Below are 22,338 nucleotides of genomic sequence, written 5' to 3' on the forward strand. Positions count from 1 at the left end.
GCGGTTCTGATCCTGTGTTAACGAGCTTAACCGTAGAATAACTATGCTCTTCACTCGTTGCCTTGCCTCAGGACCGCTAAACTCTCGCTGAGCGATCAAATCTTTATACTGATTGGTATAAGAGGCCAGAATACAATGCTTAAGCTTATTTCTATCGATGGATTGAAACAGGGTTTGTACTCATCAATTCCTTAATATCTCCTCATATTCTCCATATTTTGCTTAGATCACTTCACATCTAATCTGCACATTTCGTTTTTCAACTACTAAGTGTAGGGCACTCAATACAAAAAGTTATTACAACTATTTCGAACGGTAATAAATATATGTTGAGATCGTGTAATAAATGAACTTTATCATAGTGTATAGATTTATTTATTTAGCTTTAGTAATCACTGGTTGGATACATTTTAATACATAGGTTTTGTGTTTGTTAAATTAAACCTGCGCTGAACTATATTTAATATTCAATTAACTAACGCAACTAATTGTATCAATTGTTTATTTATTAAATAATATCTATTGCACATATGGCTAATAACTTGATTTTATATATCTCGCTGTTTTTAAACGATGAATTGATTTGTTTTTCAGTTATCTTTCGATCGGTTGTATCAATTGGTCTCATTGTCGTTATTTAAATGTAATAACTGTTGACTTGGTTGTGTGAATTTAACATTATTAATTCAGAAGGTTGTCACCTTTGTTTAATGTTAATAATAAAATGAATTATAAATAAAATAATATAACAATAATTATCATCAACGTTATTACCTGTTAATTAAGCGGGTAATAATAATGATGAAGGAGAATATATGAACTCTTTGACCTTAACAGCCAAAGCCGTACGTAATAGTGTTATCGCAGTAGCAGCATCAACCGTCGCGTTTTCTGGTTTAGCCTTTGCAGAAGAGCAGGCTGATGGAGCGAAAGTAGAAAGAATCTCTGTAACAGGTTCGCGAATTAAAAGAACTGATTTAGAGGGGTCTTCGCCTGTAACAACTATTAGTGCTGCAGATATTGAAAAAACTGGTGAAATGTCTGTTGCTGATGTGCTTCGTCGAAGTAACTTGAATACTTTTGGCTCTTTTGCTGAATCATCTGGTAGTACATGGCAGAGTCAGGCTAATATTTCATTAAGAGGAGCTGGTGCAGATAGAACATTAGTTTTACTCAATGGTAAGCGTATGCCTGGTTCTCCAACTATGGGTGGTACAGCCGTCAACTTGAACACAATTCCTACAGCGGCTATTGAAAGAATTGAGGTGCTAACTGATGGTGCTTCTGCTGTTTATGGTTCTGATGCTGTTGCTGGTGTTGTAAATATTATTCTTAAGAAAGGTTTTGAAGGATTGGAAGTTTCAGCTACTGGATCGAACCCTGAACAACCTGGTGGAGAAGAGTGGAAGGTTAGTGCTGTTGGTGGGACAACAAGTGATAAAGGAAGTTTAACGTTTTCATTCGAACACCAAAACCGTGAAATTATATATCAAAAAGATCGTTGGTTTTCAAGTTCCACAAATACATTAGCTGAAAAGTATTCAGACACTACTGGCGTGTCTGCTTATGCTCGAAATTTCCTAGACATGACTACATTCCAATTCAAACCAATGGAAGCGTGTAATAATGACAAAATGGTTGGTGGTGGTCATGTATATGATTACGGTGATGGGGATTTCATTTGTGGTTATGATTATACCTCAGAAGCCGCAGATCATGCTGCTAGACAATATACAGCTGGTTACGTGACAGCTGACTATGAACTATCAGATGAAGTCAGGTTTGAGGGACAGGGGTTATTTAGTCGTAATGAGACTTTTGGCCGTTATGCTCCTGCTGCTGGTTGGTTTAATGTCGAAGCTGGACAGATGGATGTGCAGAATTATGATGAAGATGGTAATTATATAAATACCACTAAGAATGAAAATGCTGGTCGTGCTTACTATAGATTTACAGATGTTGGCACTCGTGATTCAACCACGATCGATTACAGTACCGATCTGCAAGTTGGACTTATTGGAGAGCATGAAAATTTTGGTTGGGATGCTACATATCATTACAATTTAGCTGAGAATAGTAACTATGGAACAGGATATGTACACCGTCCAACAGTTGAAAATCTAGTTGCAAGTGGTGATTTTAACTTTGGGCCTAGTGGTAATAGTGATGAGGTTGTTGCTGCTATTTCACATGATACTTTAGCACAAGATATCATGGAGTTTCAGAGCCTAAACGCAGGTGTCAATTTTGAGGCTTTTGAACTACCAGGTGGATTAGTTGGTTGGTATTTTGGTACGGAATTTACTGAGTACAAATACACTTCTAAAGTTGATGCCGAGTCAGCTGCGGGTGAAGTTATAGGCTCTTCAGGAAGTGGTTCTGGTGGTGAACGTGAAGTTTTTGCTGTATTTGGTGAATCAATTTTACCCGTTACGGATGATTTAGAACTTAACGTTGCTTTCCGTTATGACAAATACTCAGATTTTGGTTCAGCGACAACCCCAAAAATTGCGCTTTGTTATCAGTTACTAGAAGATGTCGTGTTAAGGGCTTCATGGGGACAAGGTTTTAGGGCTCCATCTCTTTCAGATTTATATGCTGCAGATTCATTTAGTGCTGATTCAGCAACAGATTATCGTTTATGTGATTTACAGGGTATTGAACCTTCAAAATGTACTTCATCACAATATGATGTTACCAGACAAGCCAACGAAGGGTTAAGCCCTGAGACTTCTGATTTTTATAATCTTGGAGCCATTTGGAATATTACAGATAAACTAAGTACAAAAGTAGAATATTATAATTTATCAATTGACGATGTTATCACTTTCATTTCACTTGACTCCCTCTTAAAAGAAGAAGCTAAAGTTGGTTACGGTAATCTATCTGAAGGTGAAATTGTACGTGCAGGTAATAACCCTGATGGAAAGATTCTTGAAGCTACCACTCCTTTAGTTAATGGTAACGGCTTCGACACTTCTGGTATAGATTTCAATCTTACATATTCTGGTTTAGAAACTACAGTTGGTGATTTCGGCTCTACTTTTGACTTAACTTATGTGCTGACTTACGAGGACGAAGAGTATTTTGATGGTCCTGTTAACAATATGGTTGGCCGAAATGGTTTACCTGAGTATCGATTCACTTGGGTTGTTGATTGGTCTTTAGGTGATCATGGTGCATCTTTGTTAACTCAGCATATTACTGGTCAGGCAGAAACAACCGATCCTACGACGTTTGAAAAGACTGGTAGCCTCCCATCACAAACTACGTTTGATTTTAGTTACCATTATTTGGCTTCTTGGAACGGAAAGTTCGCAGTTGGTGTTCGTAATATAACGAATGAGGATCCTGTACTAGATTCTAATTTAGCCTATGATGATTCTTTGTATAATCTATATGGTAGAACTTATACGGCAACTTATACTCAAAGGTTTTAAAGAGTAGTTTTGAGGAAGGCCTTCTTTTGAGGAGGGCCTTTTTTTATTCAGTGTTCAGTTAGCATATTTTTACAAGAAATATGTAGTTATTATTTTTTAATAACTCAACCTCAACTCTTGTCTGTGTTGATGTTCATATTTATCAGCGCAATTTGTACATCTTTGCTCAAGCATATCGCGAGCCAGGCGTTCAGGCTCAATTTCATTTTCGCAATCAGAACACAAACCATAAAGGTCTATGTCTAGCTGACAAAATGCGGCATCAAGTTTCGTGAGCTTCATAAACAGTGGCTCGTCACATAACTTAGCTTGAGTTAATACCTCAATAATGTCACAGAGATTGACTTGTTCATTGTCGAGTACAAGATGATTTTTGCCGACAAGTTCACCTATCTCTTTCCTGAGTTGAGTTTCAAGCTTCGACAGTTCATGCCTAATGTGTGATCTGCTCACGAGAATATGCCTAAGTTATGTTTCTAACGGACACTAAGTCTAAACAGGTGGTGATTGATAGTTATGACTGAGATCAAATCTCAGTCATATATACATTTTTTATCATCATTATCAGTTGATGTGAATGAGCTGGAAACGGTTTTCTTTGTATTTTGAAGCGGATTAATAATTAGCTTCACTTCTTAGTAGGGCCAAAATATCTTGAGTTTGCCTCATGACACGAACTTGGGCAAAGAGGGCATCGGCTTCAGGATAATGTTTGACCATAAATTTGAGCCACTGCTTTATTCTAGCGGGGTAGTATTTCTCTTTTACGCTGACTATCTCGTAGTCAGAATATTGCAGCAGTAACTGCATAACATCATACCAAGGCATCATCGTTTGGTTGGTTTTGATGACATGGGCTAAGTTTGGTACGGCTAAAGCACCTCGTCCTATCATGACGTCATCACAGCCACTGGCAGCCTTACAGTTTAGGTAATCTTGGTGTGACCAGACTTCGCCATTAGCAATGACTGGGATTGATATGGCTTCACGTATAAGATTGATATATTCCCAATGTGCTGGCGGTCGATAACCCTCTTCTTTGGTTCTTGCATGAACCGTCAGTTCAGTCGCTCCAGCAGATTCAATTGCTTGGGCTATTTCAACACAGCGGCTTTTATCATCCCAACCTAATCTGATTTTGGCTGAAACGGGGTGAGTTAAAGGAACGGCATCTCTTACCGCTTTGGTGACTTTATGGATAGTCTCGGGTTCTTTGAGTAATGCAGCGCCGCCGTTGCTTCTGTTTACCATGGGAGCCGGGCAGCCATAATTGAGATCTACACCCTGTGAGCCTAATTCGATGGCTCTTACTGCATTCTCTGCCATCCAATTGGGATGTTGACCCAAAAGCTGCAATCTGACAGGCGTACCTGCTTTCGTTTTACTGCCATAAGCAAGTTCAGCACACAGGCGATAAAACACTTTTTCAGGCAGAAGTTGGTCAACAACACGAATGAATTCGCTGATCACAAGATCATAACCGCCTACGCCGGTAAGTAGTGAACGCATAGGATCATCGGCAACGCCTTCCATTGGAGCAAGTATTACGCGCATTATATATTTCTTATCTTAATAGCAGAGGTGGAGAAGACTAAATGATGAGGCATAGAGTTTGGCTCCCAGTAATGACTATTTTACCTCAAGGCGTTAATGGATACAAAATCTATGCCTGTTGATTTACTGACAATTTGTTTAAGCAGTTGCTAAGATTGAATTAATGATGCATAAATGTGATCGTCATACAAAAAATGAAATAAAATTGAAGTGTGTCAGGTCTATTATTGCAAGCCAGCTGACAACAATGTCGTTGGCATCAAAAACAACTTAAATTAATACGGAAGGAAATTATTATGAATTTAGTTAAAAAAACTGTTGTTGCTGCTGCTTTAGGTACTGTTGTTGTCGGTTCTGCGTTTGCCGCTCAAGCACAAGCTAACCCGTTTGGATATAGCCAAATGGAGTCTGGTTATCAACTTGTTGATGGCGAAGGCAAGTGTGGCGGTGATATGAAGAAAGGCAAAGAGGGCAAGTGTGGCGAAGGTAAATGTGGCGGCGACATGAAGAAAGCCAAAGAAGGTAAGTGTGGCGAAGGTAAATGTGGCGGCGACATGAAGAAAGCCAAAGAAGGTAAGTGTGGCGAAGGCAAATGTGGCGGCGACATGAAGAAAGCCAAAGAAGGTAAGTGTGGCGAAGGCAAGTGCGGCGGCGACATGAAGAAAGCCAAAGAAGGTAAGTGTGGCGAAGGCAAATGTGGCGGCGATAAGTAATCTAACCTTAGGGTAAGATACACACTGCTATATGAGATGATGCATTTGATGCAGATGCTCTATGGTAAATCTAAGGCCAGTTTAACTGGCCTTAATTGTCTTTGTTTATACCAATATTTGAACATGAGTGAGTAGGAGAGGGCATGAGTGAGCATGCAAAAGTTGGACTCGGTCTTAGACGAGAGATGCTCGACGAATTTTGTCAGGGTTCTCCTGAAGAGATAAATTTTTTTGAAGTCGCCCCTGAAAACTGGATGACGTTAGGCGGTAAATATGGCCGTCAGTTTAAACAGTTAACTGAACAGCATGAGTTTTTTTGTCATGGTCTGTCGCTTTCTATTGGTGGGCCAGCAGAATTAGATGTGCAGTTTGTGAAGAATATTAAATCCTTTATGGATGAGCATAATATTTCTGTTTATTCGGAGCATTTAAGTTACTGCTCTGGGACTGGGCATATGTATGATTTGATGCCGATCCCGTTCACGGAAGAGGCCGTACACTACGTCGCAAATCGTGTTAAGCAGGTCGAGGATATTTTAGAAAGGCCGTTAATTCTCGAAAATGTCTCTTTCTATGCCGCTCCGGGCGCACAGATGTCTGAAGTGGAGTTTGTGACTGCAGTATTAAACGAAGCAAACTGTAAGATGCTACTGGATGTGAACAATATCTATGTGAACTCAGTTAATCATCAATATGACGCAAGCCAATTTTTACGAGCAATGCCAACAGAGCGGATCGCGTACTTGCACATCGCTGGTCACTATGAAGAGGACAAAGATCTGATTGTAGATACTCATGGTGCTGATGTTGTTTCACCTGTATGGGATCTACTGGCTGAGTGTTATGACGTTCATGGCGTTTTTCCAACGTTATTAGAGCGAGATTTTAATATTCCAAAGACTCATATTCTACTCAATGAGATCAATAAAATTTCTCAATACCAACAAACAGCAATAGGCGCTATTTCTAGGAGGGCATGATGAGTTTTTTACAGATCCAGCAATCTTTTATCGATCATATTAAACAGCCCTCATCAAGTTTACCTGAAGGGACTGATGCGCGAAGAATGAAAGTGTATCGAGAGTTATTCTTTAATAACATGGAAGGCTTTATCTCTAGCGCTTTTCCAGTATTAAAGACCTTATACACCAAAGACAATTGGTTGGCGTTGGTACAGACATTCTTTGTTGAGCATGACTGTGAAACTCCGATTTTTATTGAGATCGCTCAAGAGTTTTTAGTTTTTCTACAGACAGAGTATAAATTTAACGAGAGCGATCCAGCCTTCATGTTAGAGCTGGCACATTATGAGTATATGGAGTTAGTTGTTGCAGTCGCAAAAGACAATCCGCTACACAAACAGATAGACACTCCCATCATCAATCAAGCACTTTGTCTGTCTGATACTGCAAAAGTGTTGCAGTATTCATTTGATGTGCAACGTATTAGTGATGAATACCGTCCTGAGTCGCCAAGTGATTCGCCGCAGTTTTTTTGTCTCTATCGTGATGATGAAGATGAGGTGATATTTTTACAGTTAACGCCTTTATCGGCGCAATTATTGGGATTTTTGTCACAATACGAAGCTGTAAATTTCGATGATTTAAAAGAGTGGTTGGTGAGCGTTTATTCGAACATGGACCAAAACGTTTTAGTGCAAGGGGCGTTACAGCTCCTAGAAGATCTTGCCACTAAAGGGGTGGTGAAGGATTTATCTCTAATTAAGCATGCCGGAATCTAGCTATTTAGATATAAACAAAGGCACTAAACAGTCTTCCTATATGCCTAGCTTCACACTATAATGGATAGATAAATTGATCTAGATCAAAAAAGCATTCATCTATTATTGTGAGGAAGTCATGAGCCAGCCGTTTAAAGATGTATTTAATATTTACTACTTAATTGGTTTTATTCTTGTTTTATTAATACCTACATTACCAGCAACATTGTCGTGGTTAAAGGTTGCTGGTGTGCTTTAATTATCAGTAACTCATGTATACTAGCCACTCTTTTGAGTGGTTTTTTTGTTTATGCTTCCAGTGTTTGTAGTTAAGACTACGAGATTAGAAATAGCTTGGTATATTGAGGGGCGTGATGGTAATTAAGCGTGGGTTATATCTTATTTGTGGATTGTGTAGCTTAGCGTTAGGTTTACTTGGGATACCGCTCCCTATCCTACCAACGGTGCCATTTATTTTATTAGCCGCTTTTTGTTTTGCACGTTCGAGCGAGCGTTTACATCAGTGGTTAATGAACCATCCTTGGTTTTCAGAAGCACTTGCTGATTGGGATAAAAAACGGGCGATACGTAAAGGATTAAAGAGAAAAGCATACATTGTTAGCGGCTTAAGTTTTGCTGTTAGCATTGCTCTCGTTCCACTTATTTGGGTTAAAGTGATGCTGGTATGTTGTGCTATTGGGCTGGGTCTATACTTAAGGCAAATCCCCGAATTGGAAGATTAACTGAGTATTACTCGTCTATTTCAATTGCGCAGTAGTACTAGTAAAGAGCTTATATTTTGTGAGTTCTTCGTCAAAATAACCTCATTAGCACCACCACTAGTTGCAACTCACAGTAAAGCGGCTTAAGCTTTAGCCCGATTTTTAAAAGTCAGCTAATAGCAGCGGACAAAACCAAAAGATGATGGTATGAATAACGAAAGTTTAGCGCTAATAAAACAGAGTATTAAAACGATTCCGGATTATCCAAAAGCTGGAATTTTATTTAGAGATGTGACAAGTCTACTTGAAGACCCTGTTGCCTATAGAGCAACGATCGATCTCTTAGCTCAGCACTATAAAGACCATGGTTTTACTAAGATAGTGGGCACTGAAGCTCGCGGCTTCTTATTCGGTGCTCCATTGGCACTTGCATTAGGTGTGGGTTTTGTTCCTGTTCGTAAACCAGGCAAGCTACCTCGCGAAACCATTTCTGAAAGCTATGAGCTTGAGTATGGTCATGATGTATTAGAACTTCATATTGATGCCATCAACGAAAATGATAAAGTACTTGTGGTAGATGATCTGTTAGCGACTGGCGGCACAATTGAAGCGACGGTAAAACTTATTCGCAAACTTGGTGGTGAAGTTAAGCACGCTGCCTTTGTGATCTCTCTACCTGATTTAGGTGGTGAAAAACGTCTTCAAGAGATGGATCTTGAGCTAGTGACACTTTGTGTATTTGAAGGCGAATAAACCAGCGTAAAAATGTTCCTCGGTAGCGAGTTTTAGTATGGCATGCTATTGTGCCACAATCCGAGGAGCATGCTCCCGAAATTGATAAAGAAACACTTTGGGGAGTTCCATGTCATATCAGGTGTTGGCCAGAAAATGGCGCCCTGCCACTTTCGAGCAAATGGTTGGCCAGTCTCATGTTTTACATGCGTTAACCAACGCGCTTACTCAGCAAAGATTGCATCATGCCTATCTGTTTTCTGGCACTCGTGGGGTTGGAAAAACCAGCTTAGCACGACTCTTTGCGAAAGGCCTGAATTGTGAGCAAGGTGTCACCGCGACACCCTGCGGTAAATGCTCAAGCTGTATTGAAATATCTGAAGGTCGCTTTGTCGATCTTATCGAAGTGGACGCAGCCTCAAGAACAAAAGTCGACGATACCCGTGAACTGCTCGATAACGTGCAGTACCGCCCTAGTCGTGGCCGTTTTAAAGTCTACTTAATCGATGAAGTGCACATGCTGTCACGCAGCAGTTTTAATGCGCTGCTCAAGACGTTGGAAGAGCCTCCTGAACATGTAAAGTTTTTACTTGCGACAACCGATCCACAGAGGCTTCCAGTCACTGTGTTATCTCGTTGTTTGCAATTTAACCTTAAGAGTCTGACTCAAGAAGAAATTACACAGCAGCTTGACCATGTGTTAACTCAAGAAGTATTACCCTTTGACGAACAGGCATTAAGCTTATTGGCTAAAGCGGCTAATGGCAGTATGCGTGATGCGTTAAGCCTCACAGATCAAGCGATAGCGTTTGGTGGTGGTGAAGTTAGACTGACCCAAGTGCAGACCATGTTAGGCAGCATTGACGAGCGACACGTTATCACCCTGTTTAACGCGCTAACCCAAGGTGATATTGGGCAACTGATGCAGGTGACGTCTCAAGTGCTCTCATTTGGTGCCGATCCGCAAGAAGTGCTGCGTAGTTTACTCGAACTCTTACACCAAATTACCTTAAGCCAATTTGCTCCTGCAGCGGCACAGCTCTCCATTCATAGTGAGCAGATAAAATCGTTTGCTGAGCAGCTAAATCCAGAGCAAGTACAGCTTTATTATCAATTGTTGCTGACTGGCCGTAAAGATCTCCCTCATGCACCAGATCCAAAATCAGGTCTTGAGATGGCGCTGCTCAGAGCGGTGTCATTTGTACCTGAGGCGCCCGTTAAGCGTTGGATTGTTGATAAGCCTGCGAGTGTATCTGTACCAGCTCTTAATAAGGTTATTTCAACGGATCCAGTTGCAAGCACTGCGCATGCAAGTACGCCTCTAACTGATGAGTTAACAGCATCACCAGAACAAGTTGTTGAACATCAAAGTGATGTTGTGACGTTGAAAAGTGAGCCAACAAACGCGGTGACAATTGATTCAAGTGAAGAACAGCTTTCTTCGCTAGAAGCTGTTGATGATGAAGACGCAGCACTTGATAGTTTAAACAGTGAACAGACGTTAATACTAAGTCAGGCTGCAAGTCATGGGATGGAGCAAGAGACGGCTCAATTATCAGCTCAGGCAAGCCAAGCTGATGAGGTTGAAGCATTGACTTCTCAAGCAGTTGACCAACATTCTGAGACGACTAGCATCAACGAGACGGTAGTATCGACTACAGACGATGAACCGACCAAAAAGATGTCTGCGCTTGATGCGCCAGTGGCTGAAAAGAGCAATGTGGTGAATGAGTCACAGCAGTCAGATCCCAATGCTGTGCCCGATGAATATTATGCACAAGCGGCGCAGTTTGATGTTGAACAGGACTATCAAGAACAGTTCCAAGAAGAGGATGCTTACCCGTATCCAGAATCTTCTGGTGATAACGCATATTCGCCAGTAGCACAACAGAGTGAAACAACAGATTCAGCCCCAGCAAGTACACCTGAAGAAGATGACATACTCGATGCAGTATTAGCAGCGCGAGATAGTTTGCTGACTCAACTTAGCGCTGAAGAGCCTAAGGAGAGTGGTGGAAAAAAGTCTGAAGCGCAACGTAAAGATTTTGTCCCGCCAAAACGGCCTCCTTCAACAGAGCAACCTCAAGAGGTAACGCCTGCAAAAGAGAGTAAGGTGCTTGATGAGCAATCCTCGACAGAGGCTGAGTTCGATGCTGCAGCGTTAGAAGATAGGCCCCCTTGGGAAGAGCCTGTTACGCCTATTTTGGCTGAGGAGACTGTTGATGATACAGAACTTAATCAGCCTGTTGAGCAGACAAACTCGGCAGCTGAAGAGGAATTTGTTCCTGCAAACAATGCGGTTCCCAAAGAAAGCTCAGCTCAATTGGTTGAAGTTCCTGCGCCGGTATTACATTCGACGCCACTTGAGGTTGTGCCAACCCATGATGGCGCAGTGACAGGAAATGACATCGATCTGAAATGGTATCGTTTGATGTCAGCACTGGATGTTGGAGGGCGGGTACGTCAGCTGGCGGTCAATTCAGTGTGCCATCATTTTGTCGAGCCGCTTGCGCTCTTGTTGAAACCGAATCAGAAACATTTGTCTGCCGATGTTGCCATCGTGCAGTTAGAAGAAGCGTTAAGCAGAGCCTTAGATAAAGAGGTGCATGTTACGGTTTCTGTGGGGGTTGATGCTACGCGTGAAACACCACTTGAAATACGTCAGCGTTTCCATAAAGAGTTATTATCACAGGCCCATAACGGTTTAATGAATGACAGTCATGTTCAGTGGTTAATTGCGGAGATGGATGCTGAGTTTGAAACGGATAGTTTAAGTTACAGCCCTGAATTGTTGAGTTTGAAAGGAAATACCATCGAGCTTGTCGATAAGTCGAACTTTAAGACGTTGTCTGAGTCATAAGTTTGTGCGGCTTTGATTGATTATCACTAATTTTTAAGTAAGATGAGCCAACTTTATTAGCCCCTTAATTGAAGAGATATAGCTATGTTTGGAAAAGGCGGTATGGGTAACCTGATGAAACAGGCCCAGATGATGCAAGATAAAATGGCCAAAGTACAGGAAGAGATTGCACGTATGGAAGTCACCGGTGAAGCGGGTGCAGGTCTTGTAAAAGTGACCATGACAGGTTCTCACAGTGTACGTAAAGTGGATATTGATCCTAGCCTGTTAGAAGATGACAAAGAGATGCTTGAAGATCTTATCGCTGCGGCGTGTAACGATGCTGCTCGTCGTGTTGAAGAGAATCAAAAAGAGAGAATGGCTGAAGTTACAGGTGGTATGCAACTACCACCTGGCATGAAGATGCCGTTCTAATCAGGGTCAAAAATGAAATTTAGTCCTCTGGTTGATGAACTTATCCAATCATTAAAGTGTTTGCCCGGTGTTGGTCCAAAGTCTGCTCAGCGTATGGCGTTTCAGCTTTTGGAGCGGGATCGCAAAGCGGGACAATCTTTGGCTTCTGCATTAGCGAGTGCGATGAGTGATGTAGGACATTGCCAAGCTTGCCGTACTTTTACCGAAGAGAAGTTATGCCCCATTTGTGCCAGTCACAAACGAGGCCACTCTGAGGTTATTTGCGTTGTTGAAACGCCTGCTGACGTGCTGGCAATTGAAGCGGGAGGACATTTCTCCGGTCGATATTTCGTGTTGTTAGGCCATCTTTCTCCACTTGATGGAGTCGGGCCAGACGAACTTGGTTTGTCACTGCTTGAAGCACATTTGGCTTCCGGTGATGTCTCTGAGCTTATTCTGGCTACTAATCCGACAGTGGAAGGGGATGCAACAGCACACTTTATTGCTGATATGGCCAAAAATCATCAAGTTGTGGTTAGTCGGATTGCTCATGGCGTTCCGGTTGGCGGCGAACTTGAATATGTTGACAGTACAACATTAGCACTCTCATTTAATGGGCGTTTACCTTTGTAAAGTGGAAGCGTTAAAGCGCTAGTGCGCTACATCCTTGTCTTCAAAATCAAATAACCCAGAGTCTACATGTTAGATTCTGGGTTTTTTTTAATCATTTGAAAGGTTAAAAAACTTTTTCCCTTGAAAAGGTAAATTCCAGCCCCATCTCTTAATGCATAGAGAAACAGTTTTTGTGAAACACATAAAGGAACAATCCATGTCCCAACAAGAAACTCATGGCTTTCAAACTGAAGTCAAGCAACTCCTTAACTTGATGATCCACTCTTTGTATTCAAACAAAGAGATTTTCTTGCGTGAATTGGTGTCCAATGCAGCCGACGCCGCAGATAAACTTCGTTATGAAGCACTGACTAACGATGCACTTTATGAAGGTGACGGTGAGCTCAGAGTTCGCATTAGCACAGATAAAGAGAAAGGTACTGTTACCATAGAGGATAACGGTATCGGTATGACTCGTGACAGTGTTATAGAGCACTTAGGTACAATTGCAAAATCAGGTACTGCAGACTTCTTTAAAAATCTTTCGGGTGATGAATCGAAAGATTCACAGTTAATCGGTCAATTCGGTGTGGGTTTCTACTCTTCATTTATCGTTGCCGATAAAGTGACTGTGCGTACTCGTGCAGCTGGCCATAGCAGTGACGAAGGTGTTTTATGGGAATCAGCTGGCGAAGGCGACTTCACCGTAGAAAGCATTGTAAAAGAAAGCCGTGGTACAGAAATTGTGCTTCATTTGCGCGAAGAGGAGAAGGAGTTTGCTGATGACTTCCGTCTGCGTTCAATTATTACTAAATACTCAGATCATATCTCTGTGCCTGTTGAGATGTTCGAAGCCGGTACACCTGCGGTTGAAGCAAGTGATGATCAAGAAGCGGTAGCGGCGACTGAAGGTCAGTGGAAGCCGATGAACAAGGCGACAGCTTTGTGGACTCGTAACAAGAGCGACGTTTCTAAAGAGGAATATCAAGAGTTCTATAAGCATATCTCTCATGATTTTACCGATCCACTTATCTGGAGTCATAATCGTGTTGAAGGTAAGCAAGAGTACACTAGTTTACTGTACATCCCTGCGAAAGCACCTTGGGATATGTGGAACCGTGACCGTAAGCATGGGCTAAAACTCTTCGTGCAACGTGTTTTCGTTATGGATGATGCTGAGCAGTTTATGCCTAGCTACCTACGTTTTGTACAAGGTTTGATTGACTCAAATGATCTGCCGTTAAACGTGTCTCGTGAAATTTTACAAGACAACAAGGTAACGACAGCGCTTCGTACTGCTGTGACTAAACGCGTTTTAGGCATGCTTGAGAAGCTAGCGAAAAATGATGCTGAAAAATATCAATCTTTTTGGGCTGAATTTGGTCAGGTGTTAAAAGAAGGACCTGCTGAAGATTTCGCAAATAAAGAACGTATTGCTGGTTTGCTACGTTTTGCATCGACTCACACTGAAGATGCGACTCCAACAGTGTCACTTGCTGATTACATTAGCCGTATGAAGGAAGGGCAAGACAAGATTTACTATATCGTTGCCGATAGCTATGAAGCGGCTGCAAACAGCCCGCACTTAGAGCTACTTCGTAAGAAGGGCATCGAAGTCTTGTTGATGTCAGAGCGAATCGATGAGTGGTTGATTAATCACTTAACTGAGTTTGATGGTAAGCAACTGCATTCTGTGACTCGTGGCGACCTTGAACTGGGTTCTCTTGAAGATGCCAGCGAGAAAGAGGCACAAGAGAAGTTAGAAACAGAATCTGAAGGCCTAGTTAAGCGTGTTAAAGATGCACTGGGTGACAAAGTCTCTACGGTTAAAGTGACGACCCGTTTAACAGATACGCCAGCGTGTGTGGTTGCTGGTGACGGTGAAATGTCGACTCAGATGATCAAGCTAATGGAAGCGGCTGGTCAATCAGTCCCTGAAAGTAAGCCTACTTTTGAGCTTAACCCTGAGCATCCTCTTGTGGCACGTTTAAACGATGAACAAGATGAAGAGTTATTTGCTCAGTGGAGTGACTTACTTCTTCAACAAGCTCAGCTTTCTGAGAAAGGCAGTTTGGCAGATCCATCAGCATTCATTAAGTTGATGAACCAAATGCTTTTAGCTCAGTTAAAGTAATGATGAGTTAATTGAAATGACAAGAGGCATGACTTGTTTTTATTAAGAGTCTGCCTCTTTTTGCTTTTAAATTTAGGATTGTTATGGAAGCTGTTTTAGAACTGACTAAAGATAATATTCAAGATGTGGTTGATGCATCGATGAAGCAAATTGTTGTCTTAGCTTTTTGGTCGCAACAAAGTCCTGAAAGTGTTGCGCTGTCTCAGACGTTGACGGGGATGGCACAAAAGCAATTTGGTCGTTTTGTATTGGCGAAAGTAGATTGCGATAAAGAGATTGAAATCGCCAACTATTTTCAAATTCAAAATATGCCGACCACGTTAGTGTTAAGTGAAGGAAAACCCATTGATGGTTTTGCAGGGCTGCAAGAGGAGGAGCAAATAGCAGCGATGCTGGATAAGCATCTTCCTGCTCAGTGGCAGTTACAGCTAAATGAAGCAAAAAATTTATTAGCGTTACAAGACGCAGAACCTGCTTTAGTGCTATTAAAGCAAGCGTACACAGAGTCACCTAATGCAGAAATAGCCTTGGTGTATGCCGATGCTTGTTTAATGCTGGATGATTTTGAGTTCGCCGCAGAATTGTTAGCCACTGTTGGGCTTGCTGATCAAGACAGTTATTATCAAAGCTTGAAAGCTAAATTGGCTTTGGCATTAGATGCCGCTGACAGTCCTGAAATTAGGCAGTTACAACAGCTCGTTGATAATGAGCCTGATAATATCACCCAATTACTCTTGCTCGTAAAAGCCTTACATCAAGCAAAACGTAATGAAGAAGCATTAGCCATTTTATTTAGCCCACTATCGAAAGATATTGGCGTGGCAAATGGAGATGCTAAGCAATTATTTTTAGAGATCCTCACGGCGCTAGGTCAGGGGAATACACTGGCAAACCAGTATCGTCGTAAGTTATACAGTCTTTTGTACTAACGTGAAGGCTGAAAACTGATAAGAATATTGAAAGAAGAGATCAATAAATGTCTTTATTTTGATTTCTTCCTTAGTACATGGGGCTAAAGTCTAATGATTATCTGGCTTAAAACCCATATCAGCCCCTTCAAAATAGCGGCCAAATGTGCGAAGATCGCGGCCTAATGAAATCTATGTCAAATAAAAGGACAATCGAGATGCGCATCATGTTATTAGGTGCCCCAGGTGCCGGCAAAGGCACTCAGGCACAATTCATCATGGAAAAATATGGTATCCCGCAAATTTCTACAGGCGATATGTTACGCGCTGCAGTTAAAGCAGGTACGCCACTAGGCTTAGAAGCTAAAAAAGTGATGGATGCTGGTCAATTGGTTTCAGATGAATTGATTATTGGCCTAGTAAAAGAGCGTGTTGCTCAAGCCGATTGTGAAAATGGCTTCTTGCTAGATGGTTTCCCTCGTACCATTCCTCAAGCTGATGCGATGGCGGAAGGTGGCATTGCTATTGATCATGTTGTTGAGATTGATGTGCCAGACGAAGAGATTGTTAAGCGTATGAGTGGCCGTCGAGTCCATCCTGGTTCAGGGCGTGTTTACCATCTTATTTTTAATCAACCTAAGGTTGAAGGTAAAGATGATGTCACTGGTGAAGATTTAGCTATTCGTCCAGATGATGAAGAGAGCACAGTGCGTAAGCGTCTAGAGATCTATCATGAGCAAACTAAGCCGCTTGTCGCTTATTACGGTAAAGTTGCTGATAGTGGTCAGGCTAAGTACAGCAAGTTTGATGGCACACAAAGTGTTGCAGCTGTTAGCGAAGAGATTGTTGTCGCGTTAAGTTAAGACTGAATAAGTCACTTTGCGATTAAAAGCCCACTTAGGTGGGTTTTTTTATGGGAAAAATCTAGCTTGGAGAGTATTGATTTCTAATCATGAAGCACAATAGATAAAAAAGTGACTTAGCTTATGGTGAATTTTGCTGTTTGTGTTAGTATCTGCCGCCATTTATATTAGCGCTCAGGCATCGAAGCTGATATAAAAAAATAGTTAATTGTCATAATGCCCGATGCTTTTCTTATCAGGCATTAAATCCAAGCCACATCAGAGATGTTCTCTTTTGCCTTCTGTCATGGGCTTAGTGAGTGTATTGTGGCTTTGGGTGAACCCGTCACCATTTAATGAGAGCATTACATGAAGTTTCCAGGTCAACGAAAGTCAAAGCATTACTTTCCCGTACAAAATCGTGACCCATTGTTGGCGCAACTTACTCAGCAGCCTAAACGATTTCCAACGTACGTTACTGGTATAGATCAAACTCTGGTGGATATTGAAGCCAAAGTGGCTGATGAAATGCTCGCTCGCTATCAATTACCTAAAGGTAATTCAACGTTAATTGACGATGAGACTGCTCACGCCCTATATTCAGAGCTTAAAAGTCAGCAGTTGATCAGTGATGAATTCGCTGGTGGTACGATTGGTAATACCGTTCATAACTACTCGATCCTTGCTGATGATAGATCTGTGTTGTTTGGCGTGATGAGCAATAATATCGAAGTGGGCAGTTATGCTTATCGTTATCTTTGTAACACATCTTCTAAAGTTGACCTTAACTATTTACAGCCAGTAGAAGGCCCAATAGGCCGCTGCTTTACACTTATCTCTGAGTGCGGTGAGCGTACTTTTGCGATTAGTAAAGGTTCGATGGATAAGTTGAGTCCTGAGTTTATTAATAAAGAGGTGGTACAAGGCGCTTCTGCTCTGGTTTTGACTGCTTATTTAATGAGAGCCAGCGACGGCGATCAGATCACTGAAGCTGCACTCAAAGCGATTGAGTACGCTAAAGAAGCGGATGTACCAGTGGTATTAACCTTAGGTACACGTTTTTTAATTGAGAGCGATCCTCAGTGGTGGATGAACTTCATTAAAGAAAATGTCACCATTCTTGCGATGAATGAAGATGAAGGTGAAGCGTTAACGGGTTTTAAAGACCCACTTCAGGCAAGCGAAACCGCACTTGAGTTATGTGACTTGGTATTAACGACCGCTGGCGCGCTGGGTTTATACATGGCAGGTTACACGGAAGAGTCTGAAAAGCGTGAAACGTCTCATACATTATTACCTGGTATGATCCCAGAGTTTAACCGCTATGAATTTTCTCGTCCTAAATTAAAGTCTGCATGTGATACTCCGATTAAGGTGTACGCTCATATTTCCCCTTACATGGGTGGTCCGGAGAAAATACGTAACACCAACGGCGCTGGTGATGGTGCCTTGGCTGCATTACTTCATGACTTAGCCTCTAATACTTTCCATAAGGCTAACGTACCGGGCTCAAGCAAACATAAACGTGATGGTCTATGTTACTCATCATTCTCTCAAGTGTGTAAGTACGCTAATCGAGTGGCTTATGAAGTATTAGCTCAACATAGCCCACGTTTATCAAGTGGCTTGCCAGAGCGTGAAGACAGCTTAGAAGAAGCATACTGGGAAAGATAAACCCCATAATGCATTCAAATAAAAAGGCGTCCATTTGGACGCCTTTTTATTGCTTCAAATCAAGCGTGTGATTGTTATCTTATTTCGCGTGAAGTTGTGCGTTAAAACTGCCAGCCGTTTTACCCGCTTGAGTATCATTATAAACCACTTCATTGAACTCATTTTCTGACTTTGCAATGATAACTGTTGCAACAGTATCACCGGTGACATTCACTGCTGTTCTGACCATATCCAGTAGTCTGTCGACACCGATAATCAGTGCTATACCTTCTACAGGTAAGCCAACTTGATTAAGTACCATTGCCAGCATAATAAGACCTACACCAGGAACACCAGCAGTGCCAATTGAGGCTAATGTGGCGGTAACAACGACCATGGTATAGTCGGTTATTGTCAAATCCACACCATAAACCTGTGCGATAAATACCGTCGCAACACCTTGCATGATGGCAGTACCATCCATGTTGATTGTCGCTCCTAAAGGCAGAGTGAAAGAGGCAACTTTGTTATCAACTCCTAATCTGTGCTCTGCAGCTTCAATAGTAACCGGTAATGTCGCGTTAGAACTGGCAGTGCTGAATGCAAATAGCTGTACGTCTCTCATCTTGCGGATAAAGGTAAAGGGATTTAATCCGGTAAAGATTTTCAGTAGAGATGGGTAAACAATAAACCCATGGATCAATAACACACCTAAGACCACGAAGAAGTATTTAACGACACTGCTGAAGGTTTCTAGCCCTAGTGTCAGTGCCAACTTTGCCATCAGGGCAAAGACACCGTAGGGCGCCAACTGCATGATCAGCGTAACGACTCGCATAATCACTTCGTTAAGGTCGTTAAACAAGGCTGCTACGCGCTTTCCTCGTTCACCAATATGTGAGATAGCAAAACCGAAAATGACCGCAAACAGGATGATTTGAAGCATGTTGCCTTCGCTCATCGCTTGTAGAGGGTTGGTTGGGACAATATTGATCAACACTTCAGATAAACTTGGGGCTTCTTTTGCGTTAAAGCTCAGTCCTTCACTCACTAATGATGCATTGCCTGGATGGATAAGAATCGCAACTGAAATAGCAACTGTGATCGCGATAGCGGTAGTGAAAAGATAGAAAGCGATGGTTTTGCCGCCGAGTCGTCCTAGTTTAGAAGGATCGCTCAGTGAGCTTGTTCCACAAACAAGGGAAATAAAGACCAGAGGAACAACCAGCATTTTAAGGCCTGAAACGAAAACCGTACCAATTACGTGTAAAAATCCCTCAGTGATATATTCATTTATAAAACTGCTATCGGGAAATAAATTCCTTAAAAGTAACCCTAATATGATACCGGCTCCCATACCGATAAGTATTTTACTCGTTAAACCGAGCTTCTTTGATTGAGTTAATGCCATTGTGATTCCTGTATAATTATTATGCTTTCAATTTGCGCAATAAGCCTAGCATGCAAAATTCGGCGAGGATATGGGTAAAAAGTTAAACTTTATTACTGTTTTGGGTAAATAAATCAAGATAGTTATGGAAAGGTGATAGGAAAATTATGTAATGTTGTCCTATAAGTAATAAGCGTATTGCTAAAAATTACATTTTGAGTAACAGGGAGCCTGACATGCAGTCAGCATATAAATTGTCTATCGCATTCTTTTTGTCTTTTTTTATTATTGCATGTAGTGGTGGTGGGGGCATTTCAGATACGACAGATCCAGAGCCTGAACCTGATAAAGGCACCATATCTATTACATTATCTACTTCAAATACAGATATTAATGCAGCCGCACCCGCCACACTGACAGCCACCGTGTCTAATTCAAAAACGGGTGCAATGAACGATACCTTAGTGACGTTTACATTAAGTGACAACACTTTGGGGGCTTTTAATCCAGCGACTGGTACAGCTTTAACAAATTCAGAGGGGAAGGCTCAAATTGAGCTAGTAACTTCTAATATCCCTGGAGCGGCTAGCGTGTCTGCTAGTGTTGCAGGTTTTACCGGTACCTCACCCACTGTTGGCGCTAATATGGCCGGTGATGGTGGTGATACTAGTGGGGGAGCAGTCGTTGTACTGACATTAACCGATTCTGATGGTAATGCTACAGATACAATATCGACAACTAAGCCCGGAAAACTCGTTGCAACTGTTTCAGGGGTTAATAAACCTGTAATTGTGACATTTACATCGGCTAAAGGTGAAATCCCTGTTGATGCAGCAGTTACTGTAGAAGGTGTTGCTGTGGTCGACATCTATGCGGGAACGGATTTAGGTGCGGGTAAAGCCGTTGCTTTATTAGAAACTGGTGAAAAAGGGGAAGTCATTGTTGTAGTCGGTGCTACAAACGTACTTATGGGAAGTGGTGAGCCTTTTGTTTCAGGGGTTGCTTCTATTTCGACTGAGCAGTTATCTGCAGGTGGTACTGCAACTGTGAGTGTGACACTTCAAGATGGTGATAATAATCCATTTACTCAACCTGTTGAAGTTAACTTTACATCTACTTGTGCGTCTTTTTCGACACCTCAAGCTATCTTAAGTACACCAGTTACTGCCGTCAATGGTGTGGCATCTAGCACATATCTAGCACAAGGCTGTAGTGGTGATGATCAGATAAACGTAACTGCTAACGCAGGGGGCCAGAGTTTATCCGCCAGTGCGAGTATTACTATTTTGCCTGCCAGTATAGGCAGCATTGTTTATGTTTCGGCAACACCAGAAAAAATAGGAATTGTTGGTACTGGTTTACCTGAATCATCTACGGTTATTTTTAAGGTACTTGATACAAATGGCTTACCTGTTAGCAATCAGCTAGTCGATTTTAGTCTCAATACTGATGTTGGTGATATTCAACTAAACCCTTCGGCGGCAACAACAAATGAGCAAGGTTTTGTTCAAACCGTAGTTGGTTCAGGTTCTGTTGCAACTGTCATACGTGTAACGGGGACAATTAACGGCTCTGATCCTGCTATTTCAAGCCAATCAAGTCAGTTAGTCGTTACAACAGGAATACCAGATCAAGATAGCTTTTCACTCTCAGCTTCAAACTTCAATCCGGAAGGGTGGAGTGAGGAAGGTACGCTGGTTCAGATTACTGCGAAGCTATCAGATGCATTTAATAATCGAGTACCAGATGGAACATCAGTGACGTTTAGAACCGAAGGTGGTGACATTGTTGACTCATGTTTGACGACTAATGGTGATTGTACTGTAGATTGGCAGAGTAAAAACCCTCGTCCTTTTGGCGCGACAGTTCAGCCGTTGGCGTTAGATGGGCAAGGACGTCAATATTGGGATGTTCGTCAGAATTATTACCTTGGGCAACCTATGGGAGGAAGGACGACAGTAACGGCTACAGCTGTTGGAGAGGAGTCTTTTGCTGATACGAATGGCAATGGAAGATTTGATGCTAATGAAGTTGCAGCTTTTTTAGGTAAAAATACAGCCGGCGATGACTTTGATCTAGATGAGCCTTTTGAAGATTTTAATGAGGATGGTTTATTTAATCCTGAACAAGGTGCTGGTGCTGGTGGCGGCAGTTTAGAGGAACTCATTGATTTTGATTCTGATGGCAATTTTGACACAAAAGATACCTTATATAATGGGGTGTTATGTGCAGAGCCTGTTCATGCTGGATGCGCATCTTTTACGGCTCAAAGCACCAGTACTTTCGTTAGACAAGATCTTGTTTTGGTTATGTCTGGCAGTGCTGCTATTGCTTCACAACCTATAGTTACGGATAGCGCAACAGATACTGGGGTACATGTATTAGATCTAGCACCTAAATCGATAGGCTATGTTTCCCTTTGTATTTCTGATTTACATAATCAGCAAATGCCTTCAGGCAGTGAGATTAACGCAGTGTCTTCAGCAGGTAGTGTTGCGACTACGAATCCTATTATATGGCCTAATACTAACTTTAATGGTGCACGATGTGACACATTTGCAGTGAAAGCCCCTGATGAACCTGAGGATGGTGTGTTGACGATAAACGTGACAACTCCTGGCGGAGTCATCTCAACCGTTGCTGTAGTTGACATCAATATGTGATG

Annotated in this window: 17 protein-coding genes; 14 read left to right on the plus strand and 3 right to left on the minus strand. The window is 41.8% G+C overall.

Going from position 1 to position 22,338, the window contains the following annotated elements; genetic code table 11:
• Window positions 1-815 precede the first annotated feature (815 nt).
• On the plus strand, window positions 816-3,440 hold the full coding sequence (locus FN961_RS11890; protein ID WP_144040397.1) for a TonB-dependent receptor plug domain-containing protein: 2,625 nt from the start codon (window positions 816-818) through the stop codon (window positions 3,438-3,440).
• Between the two features lie 96 nt (window positions 3,441-3,536).
• Here FN961_RS11890 and FN961_RS11895 read toward each other — a convergent pair whose 3' ends face one another.
• Window positions 3,537-3,893 (minus strand): TraR/DksA C4-type zinc finger protein, encoded by a 357-nt coding sequence (locus tag FN961_RS11895; RefSeq protein WP_144040398.1) that lies wholly within the window; start codon window positions 3,891-3,893, stop codon window positions 3,537-3,539.
• 162 nt (window positions 3,894-4,055) lie between these two features.
• Window positions 4,056-4,994 (minus strand): tRNA dihydrouridine(16) synthase DusC, encoded by a 939-nt coding sequence (gene dusC, locus FN961_RS11900; protein ID WP_144040399.1) that lies wholly within the window; start codon window positions 4,992-4,994, stop codon window positions 4,056-4,058.
• Window positions 4,995-5,290: 296 nt separating this feature from the next.
• On the opposite strand from dusC, the gene FN961_RS11905 reads away from it, so the two are divergent.
• From FN961_RS11905 to FN961_RS11960, 12 genes are all read left to right on the plus strand, one after another.
• Window positions 5,291-5,707 carry an HvfA family oxazolone/thioamide-modified RiPP metallophore gene (locus FN961_RS11905; protein WP_144040400.1) on the plus strand — a complete coding sequence of 139 codons (417 nt, stop codon included), beginning with the start codon at window positions 5,291-5,293 and terminating at the stop codon, window positions 5,705-5,707.
• 143 nt (window positions 5,708-5,850) lie between these two features.
• The gene (locus FN961_RS11910; RefSeq protein WP_144040401.1) at window positions 5,851-6,687 is read left to right on the plus strand and encodes an HvfB family MNIO-type RiPP peptide maturase; all 837 of its coding nucleotides are present in this window, start codon (window positions 5,851-5,853) and stop codon (window positions 6,685-6,687) included.
• On the plus strand, window positions 6,687-7,448 hold the full coding sequence (locus tag FN961_RS11915; protein WP_144040491.1) for an HvfC family RiPP maturation protein: 762 nt from the start codon (window positions 6,687-6,689) through the stop codon (window positions 7,446-7,448). The genes FN961_RS11910 and FN961_RS11915 overlap by 1 nt, the downstream gene beginning before the upstream one ends.
• Window positions 7,449-7,801: 353 nt before the next feature.
• Window positions 7,802-8,170, plus strand: a complete 369-nt coding sequence (locus tag FN961_RS11920; RefSeq protein ID WP_144040402.1) for a YbaN family protein — start codon at window positions 7,802-7,804, stop codon at window positions 8,168-8,170.
• A 186-nt stretch (window positions 8,171-8,356) separates the two neighbouring features.
• Window positions 8,357-8,902, plus strand: a complete 546-nt coding sequence (apt, locus tag FN961_RS11925) for an adenine phosphoribosyltransferase (protein ID WP_144040403.1) — start codon at window positions 8,357-8,359, stop codon at window positions 8,900-8,902.
• 109 nt (window positions 8,903-9,011) lie between these two features.
• On the plus strand, window positions 9,012-11,741 hold the full coding sequence (gene dnaX / locus FN961_RS11930) for a DNA polymerase III subunit gamma/tau (RefSeq protein ID WP_144040404.1): 2,730 nt from the start codon (window positions 9,012-9,014) through the stop codon (window positions 11,739-11,741).
• 84 nt (window positions 11,742-11,825) lie between these two features.
• Window positions 11,826-12,155: a YbaB/EbfC family nucleoid-associated protein gene (locus tag FN961_RS11935; protein ID WP_144040405.1), complete on the plus strand. Its 330-nt coding sequence runs from the start codon at window positions 11,826-11,828 to the stop codon at window positions 12,153-12,155.
• 12 nt (window positions 12,156-12,167) lie between these two features.
• Window positions 12,168-12,767, plus strand: a complete 600-nt coding sequence (gene recR / locus FN961_RS11940; RefSeq protein ID WP_144040406.1) for a recombination mediator RecR — start codon at window positions 12,168-12,170, stop codon at window positions 12,765-12,767.
• A gap of 196 nt (window positions 12,768-12,963) precedes the next feature.
• Window positions 12,964-14,880: a molecular chaperone HtpG gene (gene htpG / locus FN961_RS11945; RefSeq protein ID WP_144040407.1), complete on the plus strand. Its 1,917-nt coding sequence runs from the start codon at window positions 12,964-12,966 to the stop codon at window positions 14,878-14,880.
• A gap of 83 nt (window positions 14,881-14,963) precedes the next feature.
• On the plus strand, window positions 14,964-15,809 hold the full coding sequence (locus FN961_RS11950; protein ID WP_144040408.1) for a tetratricopeptide repeat protein: 846 nt from the start codon (window positions 14,964-14,966) through the stop codon (window positions 15,807-15,809).
• Between the two features lie 197 nt (window positions 15,810-16,006).
• Complete coding sequence (gene adk / locus FN961_RS11955) at window positions 16,007-16,651, plus strand: adenylate kinase (RefSeq protein ID WP_144040409.1); 645 nt, start codon at window positions 16,007-16,009, stop codon at window positions 16,649-16,651.
• 348 nt (window positions 16,652-16,999) lie between these two features.
• Complete coding sequence (locus FN961_RS11960; protein ID WP_144040410.1) at window positions 17,000-18,304, plus strand: inosine/guanosine kinase; 1,305 nt, start codon at window positions 17,000-17,002, stop codon at window positions 18,302-18,304.
• A 79-nt stretch (window positions 18,305-18,383) separates the two neighbouring features.
• On the opposite strand, the gene FN961_RS11965 is transcribed toward FN961_RS11960, so the two are convergent.
• Window positions 18,384-19,694: a dicarboxylate/amino acid:cation symporter gene (locus FN961_RS11965; protein WP_144040411.1), complete on the minus strand. Its 1,311-nt coding sequence runs from the start codon at window positions 19,692-19,694 to the stop codon at window positions 18,384-18,386.
• 215 nt (window positions 19,695-19,909) lie between these two features.
• On the opposite strand from FN961_RS11965, the gene FN961_RS11970 reads away from it, so the two are divergent.
• On the plus strand, window positions 19,910-22,336 hold the full coding sequence (locus tag FN961_RS11970) for an Ig-like domain-containing protein (RefSeq protein ID WP_144040412.1): 2,427 nt from the start codon (window positions 19,910-19,912) through the stop codon (window positions 22,334-22,336).
• Window positions 22,337-22,338 lie beyond the last annotated feature (2 nt).

Source organism: Shewanella hanedai, from assembly GCF_007197645.1.
GTDB classification, from domain to species: domain Bacteria; phylum Pseudomonadota; class Gammaproteobacteria; order Enterobacterales; family Shewanellaceae; genus Shewanella; species Shewanella hanedai.